Origin of the sequence: Pseudomonas frederiksbergensis, from assembly GCF_035751725.1 — a bacterium.
Lineage (GTDB): Bacteria > Pseudomonadota > Gammaproteobacteria > Pseudomonadales > Pseudomonadaceae > Aquipseudomonas > Aquipseudomonas frederiksbergensis_A.
This window is the reverse complement of record NZ_CP142104.1, coordinates 997,932-1,012,367: the sequence shown is the minus strand read 5'-3', so window position 1 is coordinate 1,012,367 and position 14,436 is coordinate 997,932. Positions and strand designations below refer to the sequence as shown.

The following is a 14,436-nucleotide window of genomic DNA, read 5'->3' as shown; positions in this document are numbered from 1 at the left end:
TTAGAAATAACCTTGACGTTTTTTATCTTCCATCGAGCCTGCGCCATCGTGGTCGATGACCCGGCCCTGGCGCTCGGAAGTTCGCGTCAGGAGCATTTCCTGGATGATGTCCGTCAGGCTCTCGGCCTCGGACTCCACCGCGCCCGTCAACGGGTAGCAGCCAAGGGTACGGAAACGCACTTTCTTCTTGACGATGCGGGCTTTGTCTTCGTCGGACAGGTGCTCGAGGATGCGCTCGTCGTCGATCATGATCAGCGTGCCGTTCTTCTCGATCACTTCGCGCTCGGCGGCGAAATACAGCGGCACGATCGGGATGCCTTCGAGGTAGATGTACTGCCAGATATCCAGCTCGGTCCAGTTCGACAGCGGGAACACGCGAATCGACTCGCCTTTGTTGACCTTGCCGTTGTAGACGTTCCACAGCTCTGGGCGCTGGTTCTTGGGGTCCCAGCGGTGCTTGCTGTCGCGGAACGAGTAGACGCGCTCCTTGGCGCGCGACTTTTCTTCATCGCGACGGGCGCCACCGAAGGCTGCGTCGAAACCATGCTTGTCGAGCGCCTGCTTGAGGCCCTCGGTCTTCATGATGTCGGTGTGCTTGGCGCTGCCGTGGGTAAACGGGTTGATGTTCTGCGCCACGCCGTCCGGGTTGATATGGGTGATCAAGTCCAGGCCGAGTTCTTCGACCATGCGGTCGCGGAACTTGTACATCTCCTGGAATTTCCAGCGGGTGTCGACGTGCATCACCGGAAACGGCAGCTTGCCGGGGAAGAACGCCTTGCGTGCCAGGTGCAGCATCACGGCGGAGTCTTTACCGATGGAGTACAGCATCACCGGGTTATCGAACTCGGCGGCCACCTCGCGGATGATGTGGATGCTTTCCGCCTCCAGCTGTTTCAGATGCGTCAGTTTGTCGACCATGGCTACTCACGAAAGCTTTCTTATGAACGGCCAGCGGGCCGTGTTCGAGCGGGGAATCCTAGCACAGCGACCTCTTCTAATCAGGGCGCCAACTAGATCGAAACAGCATATGGATATGCCTGCCGGTTCGGGCCTCGCACGCGCTTTTCTGTGGGAGCGAGCTTGCTCCTACAGGGATAAACAGTCAGATCGGATTCGGGCAATCGATGAAAATGTGTTCCAGGGCAAAACGTCGCGCCAGGTAGTCCCCCAGCGCCTGGACACCGTAGCGCTCGGTGGCATGATGCCCGGCGGCGATGAAGCTGATGCCGTTCTCACGGGCGCTGTGGAATGTCTGCTCCGACGCCTCCCCGCTAAGGTAGAGGTCGACGCCGGCCAGCACCGCCTGATCGATATAACCCTGGCCACCCCCGGTGCACCAGCCGACCCGGCGGATCATCGCCTGCCCTTCGATCAGCAAGGGCTCGCGGCCCATTACTTCCTGGACCTTGCGGGCAAAATCCCGGGGCGTCATCGGTTCGGTCAAGGAGCCGACGAGGCCGACGATCCTGGGATTATCCGGATCCAGCGGCCCCTCGACGGTGATGTCCAACTGGCGGGCCAGTTGCACGTTATTGCCCACCTCGGGGTGCAGGTCCAGGGGCAGATGGTAAGCCAATAGGCTGATATCGTGGTTCAGCAATGTCTTGAGGCGACGCTGCTTCATCCCGGTGATGCAAGGGTTCTCGCCTTTCCAGAAATAGCCGTGATGCACCAGCACCAAGTCGGCCTGAGCCTCGACGGCCGCATCGAGCAACGCCTGGCTGGCAGTGACACCACTGACGATGCGCATCACCTGTGGCTTGCCTTCGACTTGCAGCCCGTTCGGGCAATAATCGGAAATACGATTGCTTGTCAGGTAACGGTCCGCTTCTTCTACCAGGGTGTTCAGGGCTACGGCCATGAAAAGACTCCTAAATATCCCGTTCAGAGGCGCGCGCGGCCTCGTATAATGCGCGACATTATGGGCGGTCTCATACCGCCTGCAACCTTTGTAGGACGTGCTTAATGCTCAAGGCGCTGCGTTTTTCCGGCTGGCCGCTATTGGCCGGCGTGCTTGTCGCTCTACTGATTATCCAGCGCTACCCGGAATGGGTCGGCCTGCCAAGCCTCGATGTCAACCTGCAACAGGCGCCGCAAACCAAGGCGGTGCAGCAGGGCCCGGTGTCCTACGCCGACGCGGTCACGCTGGCGGCGCCGGCGGTGGTGAACCTGTACACCACCAAAGTCATCAACAAACCTAACCATCCCCTGTTCGAAGATCCGCAATTCCGGCGTTTTTTCGGCGACAACTCACCCAAGCAGAAGCGCATGGAGTCGAGCCTGGGTTCGGGCGTCATCATGAGCCCGGAAGGTTATATCCTGACCAACAACCACGTCACCAGCGGTGCCGACCAGATCGTGGTAGCCCTCAAGGACGGCCGTGAAACCCTGGCCCGAGTGATCGGCAGCGACCCGGAAACCGACCTCGCGGTATTGAAGATCGACCTGAAGAACCTTCCCGCGATCACCATCGGCCGCTCCGACAGCATTCGCATCGGCGACGTGACCCTGGCGATTGGCAACCCGTTCGGCGTTGGCCAAACCGTGACCATGGGCATCATCAGCGCCACCGGCCGCAACCAACTGGGCCTGAACAACTACGAGGACTTCATCCAGACCGACGCCGCGATCAACCCCGGCAACTCCGGTGGCGCACTGGTGGATGCCAACGGCAACCTCACCGGAATCAATACGGCGATTTTCTCCAAGTCCGGCGGCAGCCAAGGCATCGGCTTTGCCATCCCGGTGAAATTGGCCATGGAAGTGATGAAGTCCATCATCGAACACGGCCAGGTGATTCGTGGCTGGCTCGGGATTGAAGTCCAGCCGCTGACCCAGGAACTGGCTGAGTCGTTCGGTTTGTCCGGGCGGCCCGGGATCGTGGTGGCGGGGATTTTCCGCGACGGTCCGGCGCAGAAGGCCGGCCTGCAGTTGGGCGATGTCATCCTGAGCATCGACGGCGAACCCGCTGGCGATGGCCGCCGCTCGATGAACCAGGTGGCGCGGATCAAGCCCACCGACAAGGTCACGATCCAGGTCATGCGCAACGGCAAGGAGCTAAAGCTTACGGCTGAGATCGGCCTGCGTCCGCCACCCGCGCCGGTGGTGCTCAAGGAAGAACAATAAGCCGCACCACGACCGTAGAGGGGCCTTGCAACCGAGCAAGCCCTTCTCAAATTCCCTGTGGCGAGAGAGCTACTCCCTCGCCACAAAAAACACTGAATTCGAGATAGCATAAATTCTCATTAGTAGTGTTATATTGTTTCAATACTGAAAATTGGAACAACATAACATGTCATCTCTGAAACGGATTTCCGTTGCCAGCCTCGCCCTGGGCCTACTCGGCGATCCAGCCTTCGCCGAAGAAATCCAGCCTTTGGAGCTGGACGCCATCAACGTCACGTCCGACTACGAATCCGCCACCGGCCCTGTCTCGGGCTATCGGGCGACCCGCTCCGTCAGCGCCACCAAGACCGACACGGCTTTGCGCGACGTCCCGCAATCGATCAGCGTCATCCCTGCCAGCGTACTCAAGGACCTGGGCAGCACCCACGTCGAACGAGCCCTGGAATATGCCGGTGGCGTATCGAAGCAGAACAACTTCGGCGGCCTGACGCTTTACGAATACAGCGTTAGGGGTTTCACCACGTCGGAATTCTACAAGGACGGTTTCAGCGCCAACCGCGGCTATCCAAGCACGCCGGACGCCGCCAGTATCGAGCGTATCGAGGTGTTGAAAGGCCCGGCGGCCAGCCTCTATGGCCGCGGCGATCCCGGCGGCACGGTCAACATTGTCACCAAGAAACCCCAACCCGAAGCGTTCACCACGTTGCAAACCAGCGCCGGAAGCTGGGACCGCTACCGAACCGCGCTGGACGTCAATACGCCGCTGGACGCCGAAGGCAGCGTGCTGTCCCGGGTCAACCTGGCGGTCGAGGACAACAACAGCTTTCGCGATCATGTCGGCAGCAAGCGCGTCTTCGTCGCGCCCTCCATCAGTTGGCAACTGAACCCGGACACCCGGTTGCTGGTGGAAAGCGAAATCGTGCGCCACAGCTCGACGTTCGACCGTGGCATCGTCGCCCCGAACAATCGCTGGAGTGGCGTTTCCCGTTCGACCTTCCTGGGCGAACCCAACGACGGGGACATCGATAACCACAACAACATGCTCCAGGCCGCCCTCGAGCATCAGCTCAACGACGCCTGGCAGTTACGCCTGGCCAGCCATTACAAGCAGGGTGAGCTCTGGGGATTCGCTTCCGAAGCGCGGCCATTGAACGCCGATGGCCACACGGTGAACCGCCGCTACCGCGAGCGCGACAGCAATTGGCACGACAGCATTACCCAACTTGAGTTGCGCGGGCTGTTCGATCTCGGTCCCTGGCAGCACGAACTGTTGATCGGCACGGAATACGAGGATTACCGCAAGAATGAGCGCGTAACGACCATCGCTGGCGGCGCTTATCCGATCGATATCTACGACCCGATCTACGGCCAGCCAAAACCCAACGGCACGCGCTCCGGCACGGACTTCTTCGAGCATGTCAAAAGCAGGGCCGTGAACCTTCAGGACCAGATCATCTTCACCGACAAACTGCGCGGCTTGCTCGGCGTGCGCTACGAACACTTCGAGCAAAGCATCGACAACCACGTCAACGACGTGACCAGCCGCCAACGCCACGACACCCTGACGCAACGCGCCGGTCTGTTGTACCAACTGACGCCGCAAGTCGGGCTGTTCGCCAATGCCTCCACCTCGTTCAAACCCAACAATGGCCTGGACGCCGACGGCAAGACATTCGACCCTGAGGAAGGGGTTGGCTATGAAGTCGGGGTCAAGAGCGAACTGTTCGACGACCGCCTGAGCACTACCCTCGCGGCCTTCCATATCGAGAAGGAAAACGTCCTCAGCCCGGTGGCCGGGACCGATTTCAGTCGCGCCGTGGGCAAGGCCCGTAGCCAGGGCATCGACCTGCAGATGACCGGCCAGCTCACTGACGCGGTGCGGGTGATTGGCGCCTTTGCCTATATCGACGCCGAAGTGACCAAGGGCGACGAGGTCATCCCCACCGGCAGCCGGATCCTCGGCGTCGCCAAGCGCAGCGGCAGCCTGCTAGGGGTCTACGAATTCCAGGATGGGCATCTGCGCGGCTCGGATGTCGGCGCGGCGTTCACTTACGTGGGTGATCGCTCGGGCGAAGCGGGCAAGGACTTCGAATTGCCCGCCTACCATACCGTCGACCTGCTGGCCCACTACAAGGCCAGCGACACCGTCACCGTGGGCCTGAACCTGAACAACGTGTTCGACGAAAAATACTACGAACGCTCCTACAGCAATTACTGGGTCACTCCCGGCGATCCGCGCAACTTCACTGTCAGCCTCACCCTCGATCTATAAGGAAGTCAGCATGAAATACCCCAAGACCTTCGCCCTGCTCGGCCTGCTCCTGGCCACCCAGGCTTCGGCCCATGGCCTGTGGACGGAACAACGACGCGGCAACATCGAAGTGATCTACGGTCATGGCGCCGAGGACAACGCCTTCAAGGCGAAGAAAATCAGCGGTGCCTGGGCCTATGACTTGGGCGGCAACATGATTCCCGTCACCGTGGAACGCTTGTCGGACCACGCCCGCCTGCAACCCCTCAAGCCACCGGCCGTGCTGGCGGTCGCACTCGACAATGGCATGTGGTCACAGACCGCCGACAAGAAATGGGTCAATGAAGGCCGCAGCAAAGTGCCAGGCGCGATCGAGTCGACCCAGACCTTCAAGTACAGCCTGGCGATCTATGAGCCGGGGGCGAAGCTGCCGAAGCTGGATCAGGTCAAGTTCGTCATCGTGCCGCAAGTCGACCCGCTGACCGTCGGTCCCGGCCAGTCGTTGCCGGTGCAGGTGCTGCTCGACGGAAAACCTGCCGCAGGCGTGAAGTTGGTGGGGGACTATCGCAGCGCGCCGGGCACCGTGAGCACCGAAACCGATGCCGAAGGCCGAGCCAAGGTATTGGTGCGCAATGAGGGTCTGAACGTGATCGCCGCACAAATGGAAATCCCGCTCAAGGACAACAAGGATGTCGCGACGCGTGGGGTGTTCACTTCGCTGACGTTCCTCGGTGAAGAGCATCACGAGTAAAACCGGTTATTACAATGAGGGAGCCGGATTGCCCGCTCCCTCATTGGGTTTGATGCAAAGGTCTAGAGCTCGCCCAGGGCCTCGATCAGCGCCTGGTTCTGCTCCGGCGTGCCAATGCTGATCCGCAGGAACTGCGCGATGCGCTCCTGCTTGAAGTGCCGCACGATCACGCCTTGCTCACGCAGCTTCGCCGCTAGCGCCGCCGCGTCGTGACGGGGGTGGCGAGCGAAGATGAAGTTGGCCGCCGACGGCAGCACTTCAAAGCCCTTGGCCTCCAGTCGGGCCACTACCCATTCACGGTGCTCTATCACCAAGCGGCAAGTCCGGTCGAAGTACTCGCGATCGTCGAACGCCGCCGCGCCGCCGACATTTGCCAGGCGATCCAGCGGGTAGGAGTTGAAGCTGTTCTTGATCCGCTCCAGCGCTTCGATCAAATCCGGATGGCCCACCGCCAGGCCCACGCGCAGTCCCGCCAACGAGCGAGACTTGGACAACGTTTGCGTGACCAGCAGGTTCGGGTAGCGATCCACCAGGCTGATGGCCGTCTCGCCGCCGAAGTCGATATAAGCCTCGTCCACAACGACCACCGAATCCGGGCTGGCCTTGAGGATCTGCTCGACCGCTTCCAGCGCCAGCAGGCAGCCAGTCGGCGCGTTCGGATTGGGGAAAATGATCCCGCCGTTCGGCTTGGCATAATCCGCCGGGTCGATCCGGAACTGTTCATCCAGCGGCACCGCGTCGAATTGGATGCCATACAGCCCGCAATAGACTGGGTAGAAGCTGTAGCTGATGTCCGGGAACAACACCGGCTGGTCGTGCTGAAGCAGACCGTGGAAAATGTGCGCCAACACCTCGTCCGAACCGTTACCCAAAAATACCTGGCTGGTCTGTACACCGTAATACCGGGCGACGGCGCTTTTCAGCAAGTCGCTGTTGGGGTCCGGATACAGGCGCAGATTGTCATTGAGTTCGGTCTGCATCGCCGCAAGGGCCTTGGGCGATGGGCCGTAGGGATTCTCGTTGGTGTTGAGCTTGACCAGGCGGGTCAGCTTCGGCTGTTCACCCGGGACGTACGGCACCAGGTCCTTGACGAACGGGCTCCAGAATCTACTCATTTCAGTTCCCCTTCTGTTCGTCTTTGATGCGGTATTCGGCGCTGCGGGCGTGGGCGCTCAGCGATTCGCCACGGGCCAGCACCGAGGCGGTCTTGCCCAGTTCGGACGCGCCCTGCTCCGAGCAGAAAATGATCGAGGAGCGTTTCTGGAAGTCATAGACCCCCAGCGGCGACGAGAAGCGCGCGGTGCCGGAGGTTGGAAGTACGTGGTTCGGCCCGGCGCAATAGTCGCCCAGCGCCTCGGAGGTGTGACGGCCCATGAAGATCGCGCCGGCATGGCGGATCTTCGGCAGCCAGGCTTGCGGATCCGCGACTGACAGTTCCAAGTGCTCCGGCGCAATGCGGTTGGCGACTTCGATGGCCTGCTCCATGTCATCGACCTTGATCAGCGCACCACGGCCATTGATCGAGGTGTTGATGATTTCGGCACGGTCCATGGTTGGCAGCAATTTGTCGATGCTGGCGGCAACCTTGTCGAGGAACTCGGCGTCCGGGCTGACCAGGATCGCCTGGGCATCTTCGTCGTGCTCGGCTTGGGAAAACAGGTCCATGGCGATCCAGTCCGGGTCGGTCTGGCCGTCGCACACCACGAGGATCTCCGAAGGGCCGGCGATCATGTCGATACCGACCTGGCCAAATACGTGGCGCTTGGCGGTGGCGACGTAGATGTTGCCCGGGCCGACCACCTTGTCGACCCGTGGCACGCTTTGAGTGCCATAGGCCAACGCCGCCACGGCCTGGGCACCGCCGATGGTGAAAACTCGGTCCACACCGGCGATGCAGGCCGCGGCCAGCACCAGTTCGTTGATCTCGCCGCGCGGAGTCGGAACGACCATGACCACTTCGGTCACGCCAGCGACCTTGGCCGGAATCGCGTTCATCAACACCGACGACGGATAGGAAGCCTTGCCACCCGGCACATAAAGGCCGGCGCGGTCCAGCGGCGTGACTTTCTGGCCGAGTACCGTGCCGTCGGCCTCGGTGTAGGTCCAGGAGTCCTGTTTTTGCCGCTCGTGGTAGCTGCGCACGCGGGACGCGGCTTTTTCCAAGGCTTCGCGCTGGGGCACGGTGATGCGGGTCAAGGCCAGCTCCAGGCGCTCGCGCGGCAGGATCAGGTCGGCCATCGACGCCACTTGCAGGCCGTCGAACTTCTGGGTGAATTCCACCAGGGCGGCATCGCCACGCTCGCGCACGGCCTTGATGATGTCCAGCACCCGCTGGTTGACCGAATCGTCAGACACGCTTTCCCAGCTCAGCAGATGATCCAGATGATGTGCAAAATCCGGATCGGCAGCGTTGAGTCGGCGAATCGAGGTGGGAGCGGTCATAGCGAGGGCCTCTATTAATGGCAAATGCTCAGGCGCCCTAGGCTACCAGTCCATTCGCGTGGGCACCTGAGAAAATTGGCTATGACGCGGATAGACGGGCGCGACGTGGAGTCGCGCAGGTGAATCAGCCGCGGTGTCGCGATTCCACTGCCTTGCGCAGGGTATCGATCAGTGCCTGGATACGGGCGTGCTGCATCTTCATCGAAGCCTTGTTGACGATCAGCCGGGAGGTGATGTCGGCGATGAAGTCCTGGGGTTCCAGGCCATTGGCTCGCAGGGTGTTGCCGGTGTCGACCACGTCGATGATCTTGTCCGCCAGGCCGATCAGCGGCGCCAGCTCCATCGAGCCGTAAAGCTTGATGATATCGACCTGGCGGCCTTGCTCGGCGTAGTAACGCTTGGCGACGTTGACGAACTTGGTCGCGACACGCAGGCGCCCCTTGGGCTCGGCGGCGCCGACCTTGCCAGCGGTCATCAGCTTGCAACGGGCGATCCGCAGGTCCAGCGGCTCATACAAGCCCTGGCCGCCGTATTCCATCAGCACGTCCTTGCCGGCAACACCCAGGTCGGCGGCGCCATGCTCCACATAGGTCGGCACATCGGTGGCGCGCACGATCAACAAGCGCACATCGGCCTGGGTCGTGGGGATGATCAGCTTGCGGCTCTTGTCCGGATTCTCGGTCGGCACGATGCCTGCTTCAGCCAGAAGCGGCAGGGTGTCGTCAAGGATGCGGCCCTTGGACAGTGCGATGGTCAACATGGGAAACGTTAGTCCTTATCAAGGTACTCATGCCCGGTCGCAAGCGGCGCCGGACACACATCGAGGGTGCGAACACCCTCGATCTGAAGCAATTCAACAGGCACATCCTTGTGCCCATGCAGCGGGAACTAGCCCGGTACGCGACGGATCTTGGCGCCGAGCATCTGCAGCTTCTCTTCGATGCACTCGTAACCACGGTCGATGTGGTAGATGCGGTCGATCAGCGTATCGCCTTCGGCAACCAGTGCCGAAATCACCAGGCTGGCCGAGGCCCGCAGGTCGGTGGCCATGACTGGCGCGCCCTTGAGTTTCTCGGTGCCGGTGACGATGGCCGTGTTGCCTTCGACCTGGATCTTGGCGCCCATGCGGTGCAGCTCGTAGACGTGCATGAAGCGGTTTTCGAAGATCGTCTCGATCACCGCGCCCGTGCCTTCGGCAATGGCGTTGAGGGAGATGAACTGCGCCTGCATGTCGGTCGGGAACGCCGGGTACGGAGCGGTCCGCACGTTGACGGCCTTGGGCCGCTTGCCGTGCATGTTCACTTCGATCCAGTCTTCGCCGCAGGTGACTTCTGCACCGGCTTCCTTGAGTTTTTCCAGGACAGCTTCGAGGATCGTCGGATCGGTGTCCTTGACCTTGACGCGGCCACCCGTGACGGCGGCGGCAACCAGGTAGGTGCCTGTTTCAATACGGTCCGGCATCACTTTATAAGTGGCCGAGTGCAGGCGCTCGACGCCATCGATGGTGATGGTGTCGGTGCCGGCGCCGGTGATCTTGGCGCCCATGGCGATCAGGAAGTTCGCCAGGTCCACCACTTCAGGTTCGCGGGCGGCGTTCTGCAGCACGCTGCGGCCCTTGGCCAGGGCCGCGGCCATCATGATGTTCTCGGTCCCGGTCACGCTGACGGTGTCGAAGAAGAAGTGCGCACCACGCAGGCCGCCTTCAGGGGCCTTGGCCTTGATGTAGCCGCCCTCGACGTCGATCACCGCACCCATGGCTTCCAGGCCACGGATGTGCAGGTCCACCGGACGCGAGCCGATGGCGCAACCACCAGGCAATGCCACTTCGGCTTCACCGAAACGGGCAACCATCGGGCCCAGCACCAGGATCGACGCACGCATGGTCTTCACCAGTTCGTACGGCGCGATCAGGGTCTTGATGGTACGCGGGTCGATTTCGACGGCGAGCTTCTCGTCGATCACAGGCTCGATGCCCATGCGGCCGAACAGCTCGATCATCGTGGTGATGTCGTGCAGGTGCGGCAGGTTGGCCACGGTCACCGGGCCATCGCACAGCAGGGTCGCGGCCAGGATCGGCAGCGCGGAGTTCTTTGCCCCGGAGATACGGATTTCGCCATCAAGGCGAACGCCGCCGGTAATAATCAATTTATCCATAAGAATCTCGACGCCCTTGGGCTCAGGTGCGCTCGGCCCAAGCCGCGCGGCTGAAAAATTTCATAGTGACCGCGTGGATGCTGCCATCGGCGATCCATGGGTTCAAATGGGCATAGATGCTCTGCTGACGCTTCACCGGGCTCAACGCCGCCAGTTCATCGCTGATCACATTCAACTGGAAGTTGCAGCCTTCGCCTTCAACTTCCACCTGCGTACCGGGCAGCTTTCCTTCAAGGAAGCTCTTCACTTCTACAGCCTGCATGCTCAACCTCAATCGGCGCCCTGTGCGCACGGGTCGCACATCATACAAAAAAGCCCCGCGCCTGCGAACCCCGCGACGCAGGACTTAGACGAGTAACGTTGCCCACCTCGCTTGCCAGGGTCACTGGGGCGAGGGTCAGGCCAGCTCCAACACCTCGGTCAATTCGCTGACCTGAGCTATTTCACGCATATCCTCGGGCATTGCGCGGATGCTCCACGTCTTGCCGGCGGCCTTGGCGTCGCGCATGAAGCACAACAACAGGGACAGACCGACGCTACTGGACTTTTCCACGGCAGAGCAGTCAATGACCAACTCGGCGCCCTTTGCGGACTTGATCAACGCCTGGCCCTGCTTGCGCAAGCCCGGACCGGTGCGGTAATCCAGCACGCCACTGAGCAGCAACTCGCCAGACTCGCCCAGGCGAACGGCCGAGTCATTCACCGGCTCGTTCATTGTTCCTGCTTCTCTTTGGCTTCTTCGGTCACTTCCTTGGCCTTGGCGACTTCGCCGGCCCAACCGTCGATGGTCTTGTCCAAGTCGCCGCCATTGCGCTGCATCGCGTCAGCAAACTGGTCACGGAACAGCTTGCCGATGTTGATGCCATTGATGATCACGTTGCGCACCTTCCACTCGTCGTTGATTTTCTCGAGTGTGTAGGAAACCGGGTAGACCGCGCCGTTATTGCCCTTGACCTGCATGTCGACGCTGGTGCGGTTGCCACTCTCATCCTTGGCCGGCGAAACGGTGATGCCCTGGTTGTTGTATTCAAGCAAGGCGTTGCCATAGAACTGCATCAGGCTGCGCTTGAAGTTTTCCTGGAAGCGGGTCATCTGCGCCGGGGTGGCCTTGCGCGAATACTTGACGGTCATGATGCTCCTGGAAATGCCGTCGGCATCCACGACCGGACCGACGATGCCATTCAGTGCATCGTAGAACGCCCCCGGATCCTGCTTGTACTTCTCTTTATTGGCGGCAAGGTCCGCCAGCAGTCGGGTCGTCGTGTCCTGGATGATGTCGTGCGCCGAAGGCGCCGCCACGGCATTGCCCATCAGCGGCAGGGCCGCCAGCAGGACCAGCAGGCTGCGTCGCAGGATAGAGATCATTCAAAAGCTCCTCATTTGGCGTCTTTGCTAACGGTATTGAGCAGGAATTTACCGATCAGGTCTTCGAGCACCAGCGACGACTGCGTGTCGTGGATGGTCCCGCCGTCCTTGAGCAAGGTCTCTTCCCCACCCACGCTGATACCGATGTATTTCTCACCCAACAGCCCAGCCGTGAGGATAGAGGCAGTGGAATCGGTCGGCAGGTTATCCACGCGTTTTTCCAGCTGCAGCGTCACCCGGCCAGTGAAACTGTCGCGGTCCAGATCGATTGCCGTGACCTTGCCGATGGTGACACCGGCCATGGTTACCTTGGCTCTGACCGTCAAACCGGCGATATTGTCGAAATAAGCATAAAGTTTATAAGTGTCGGTGCTCGCGGTCGGCGCCAGGCCACTGACCCGCAAGGCCAGCAGCAGCAAAGCCAGGATGCCAGCCAGCAAGAAAAGGCCGACACCGATTTCCAGGGTGCGGTTTTGCATCAGAAATCTCCAAACATCAAGGCGGTCAGAATAAAGTCAAGGCCCAGGACGGCCAACGAGGCGTAGACCACGGTCTTGGTTGTGGCACGGCTGATCCCCTCTGACGTGGGCTCACAGTCATAACCTTGAAAAACGGCGATCCAGGTGACTACGAAAGCGAATACGGCACTCTTGATCACGCCGTTGAGCACATCGTCGAGAAAGTCGACGCTGTTCTGCATGTTGGACCAGTAGGAACCCTCATAGACCCCCAGCCAATCGACGGCTACCCAGGAGCCGCCCCAGATCCCCACGACGCTGAAGATCATTGCCAGCACCGGCAGCGAAATGAAGCCGGCCCACAGGCGTGGGGCAATGATGTACTTGAGCGGATCGACACCGATCATTTCCAGGCTGGACAACTGCTCGGTGGACTTCATGTTGCCGATCTCGGCAGTCAGCGCCGATCCGGCTCGTCCGGCGAACAGCAGTGCCGTTACCACGGGCCCGAGCTCACGCAGCAATGTCAGCGCAACCATTTGCCCGACGGCCTGCTCCGACCCATAGCTGGACAGGATGCTGAAGCCCTGGAGCGCCAGTACCATGCCAATGAAGATGCCCGAGACAACGATGATCACCAGGGACATCACCCCCACTGAATGCAATTGCTTGACCAACAGGCCAAAACCGCCTCCAGTCGAATTGCGTCCGAGCAGCGCGTGCATCAGGAACAGCGTGGAACGCCCCAGCACGGCCACCACATCGATGCCGGAACGGCCGAACAGGCGGATTCTTTCTATTAATGATTTCTTGCGCATCAGCGCTTCCCCAGCAGATCGGTACGGTAATCCGTGGCCGGAAAATGGAACGCCACCGGACCGTCCGGGTCACCTTTCATGAATTGGCGAATGCGTGGGTTGTCCGAATCCTTCAATTCCTTGGGCGTTCCCTGCCCCAGCACCTGGCCATCGCCGACGACATAGATGTAGTCGGCAATGCTCGCGGTTTCGGCCAGGTCATGGGACACCACGATGCTGGTGATGCCCAACGCGTCATTGAGCAGGCGGATCAGGCGCACGAGCACACCCATGGCAATGGGATCCTGGCCAACGAAGGGCTCGTCGTACATGAGGATCTTCGGATCGAGGGCTATCGCCCGAGCCAACGCCACGCGACGCTTCATGCCGCCGGAAAGCTCGTCCGGCATCAGGTCCAGGGCGCCACGCAGCCCGACTGCCTGCAGTTTCAGCAAGACGATGTCGCGGATCATTTCTTCCGGCAGTTCGGTATGGACACGCAGGGGAAACGCCACGTTCTCGAACACATCGAGGTCGGTAAACAGCGCACCGCTCTGGAACAGCACGCCCATGTGCTTGCGCGCATCGAACAGATCGCTGCGCGACAGCTCTGGAAGGTTCTGGCCATTGACCCAGACTTCGCCGGCATTGGGGCGCAGCTGTGCACCCATCAGCCGCAGCAGCGTGGTCTTTCCACACCCGGAAGGCCCCATGATGCCGGTCACCTTGCCACGCGGGATGCGAATATCGATGTCATTGAAAATGCTGCGCGTCCCTCGCTTGAAGGTCAGTCCCTTCAGCTCGACCGCGTAGGCGTTGTCGGCACTCATCTAAACTCCTTGCGATGCAGCCTCATATCCGAATGCCCAGGCCAACCGGCTAACGCCGGAACCGCCGAGCACACGAATCGGCGGCGAACTATATCACTGCAACCGCCAGGCGCCCAAGGCCAACCCCCCGCCCGTTAAGCCTGGCTTAAGGTAAAACACCACATTTTATGTCCAGCCTTGCAACCGTTCGAACAAAGCGTGACGAACTAGCGTGAGGGAATCGATCATTGCCGCTATAATCGCCGCCTTTTCATCGGGCTAT

General features: G+C 60.8%; 15 protein-coding genes. 3 read left to right on the top strand and 12 right to left on the bottom strand.

The window, feature by feature from the left end:
- Nucleotides 1–918 (bottom strand): sulfate adenylyltransferase subunit CysD, encoded by a 918-nt coding sequence (gene cysD / locus VQ575_RS04420; RefSeq protein WP_030139871.1) that lies wholly within the window; start codon nt 916–918, stop codon nt 1–3.
- 184 nt (nt 919–1,102) lie between these two features.
- Complete coding sequence (locus VQ575_RS04415) at nt 1,103–1,861, bottom strand: Nif3-like dinuclear metal center hexameric protein (protein WP_198725530.1); 759 nt, start codon at nt 1,859–1,861, stop codon at nt 1,103–1,105.
- A 104-nt stretch (nt 1,862–1,965) separates the two neighbouring features.
- Here VQ575_RS04415 and algW point away from each other — a divergent pair, with 104 nt between their 5' ends.
- From algW to VQ575_RS04400, 3 genes are all read left to right on the top strand, one after another.
- Nucleotides 1,966–3,126, top strand: coding sequence for a Do family serine endopeptidase AlgW (gene algW / locus VQ575_RS04410; protein WP_039592221.1), 1,161 nt, complete (start codon nt 1,966–1,968; stop codon nt 3,124–3,126).
- A gap of 166 nt (nt 3,127–3,292) precedes the next feature.
- Nucleotides 3,293–5,398, top strand: coding sequence for a TonB-dependent siderophore receptor (locus tag VQ575_RS04405; RefSeq protein ID WP_325919159.1), 2,106 nt, complete (start codon nt 3,293–3,295; stop codon nt 5,396–5,398).
- A 10-nt stretch (nt 5,399–5,408) separates the two neighbouring features.
- A complete protein-coding gene (locus tag VQ575_RS04400) occupies nt 5,409–6,128 on the top strand; it encodes a DUF4198 domain-containing protein (RefSeq protein WP_039592223.1) in 720 nt (239 codons plus the stop codon).
- Nucleotides 6,129–6,190: 62 nt separating this feature from the next.
- On the opposite strand, the gene hisC is transcribed toward VQ575_RS04400, so the two are convergent.
- The 10 genes from hisC to VQ575_RS04350 all read right to left on the bottom strand — a co-directional run bounded on the left by hisC (nt 6,191) and on the right by VQ575_RS04350 (nt 14,174).
- A complete protein-coding gene (gene hisC / locus VQ575_RS04395) occupies nt 6,191–7,243 on the bottom strand; it encodes a histidinol-phosphate transaminase (RefSeq protein ID WP_039592224.1) in 1,053 nt (350 codons plus the stop codon).
- Between the two features lies 1 nt (nt 7,244).
- Nucleotides 7,245–8,570 (bottom strand): histidinol dehydrogenase, encoded by a 1,326-nt coding sequence (gene hisD / locus VQ575_RS04390; RefSeq protein WP_039592225.1) that lies wholly within the window; start codon nt 8,568–8,570, stop codon nt 7,245–7,247.
- Nucleotides 8,571–8,694: 124 nt separating this feature from the next.
- Complete coding sequence (gene hisG, locus VQ575_RS04385) at nt 8,695–9,330, bottom strand: ATP phosphoribosyltransferase (RefSeq protein ID WP_030139865.1); 636 nt, start codon at nt 9,328–9,330, stop codon at nt 8,695–8,697.
- A 128-nt stretch (nt 9,331–9,458) separates the two neighbouring features.
- The gene (gene murA, locus VQ575_RS04380) at nt 9,459–10,724 is read right to left on the bottom strand and encodes a UDP-N-acetylglucosamine 1-carboxyvinyltransferase (protein ID WP_039592226.1); all 1,266 of its coding nucleotides are present in this window, start codon (nt 10,722–10,724) and stop codon (nt 9,459–9,461) included.
- A 22-nt stretch (nt 10,725–10,746) separates the two neighbouring features.
- The gene (locus VQ575_RS04375) at nt 10,747–10,986 is read right to left on the bottom strand and encodes a BolA family protein (protein WP_003221710.1); all 240 of its coding nucleotides are present in this window, start codon (nt 10,984–10,986) and stop codon (nt 10,747–10,749) included.
- A gap of 135 nt (nt 10,987–11,121) precedes the next feature.
- The gene (locus VQ575_RS04370; RefSeq protein WP_039592392.1) at nt 11,122–11,427 is read right to left on the bottom strand and encodes an STAS domain-containing protein; all 306 of its coding nucleotides are present in this window, start codon (nt 11,425–11,427) and stop codon (nt 11,122–11,124) included.
- A gap of 8 nt (nt 11,428–11,435) precedes the next feature.
- A complete protein-coding gene (locus tag VQ575_RS04365; protein ID WP_325919158.1) occupies nt 11,436–12,089 on the bottom strand; it encodes an MlaC/ttg2D family ABC transporter substrate-binding protein in 654 nt (217 codons plus the stop codon).
- Between the two features lie 11 nt (nt 12,090–12,100).
- Nucleotides 12,101–12,568, bottom strand: coding sequence for an outer membrane lipid asymmetry maintenance protein MlaD (mlaD, locus tag VQ575_RS04360; protein WP_039592228.1), 468 nt, complete (start codon nt 12,566–12,568; stop codon nt 12,101–12,103).
- Nucleotides 12,568–13,365 carry a lipid asymmetry maintenance ABC transporter permease subunit MlaE gene (gene mlaE, locus VQ575_RS04355; RefSeq protein ID WP_039592229.1) on the bottom strand — a complete coding sequence of 266 codons (798 nt, stop codon included), beginning with the start codon at nt 13,363–13,365 and terminating at the stop codon, nt 12,568–12,570. Before mlaE ends, mlaD begins: the two co-directional genes overlap by 1 nt.
- The gene (locus VQ575_RS04350) at nt 13,365–14,174 is read right to left on the bottom strand and encodes an ATP-binding cassette domain-containing protein (protein WP_039592230.1); all 810 of its coding nucleotides are present in this window, start codon (nt 14,172–14,174) and stop codon (nt 13,365–13,367) included. The genes mlaE and VQ575_RS04350 overlap by 1 nt, the downstream gene beginning before the upstream one ends.
- Between the last annotated feature and the right edge of the window lie 262 nt (nt 14,175–14,436).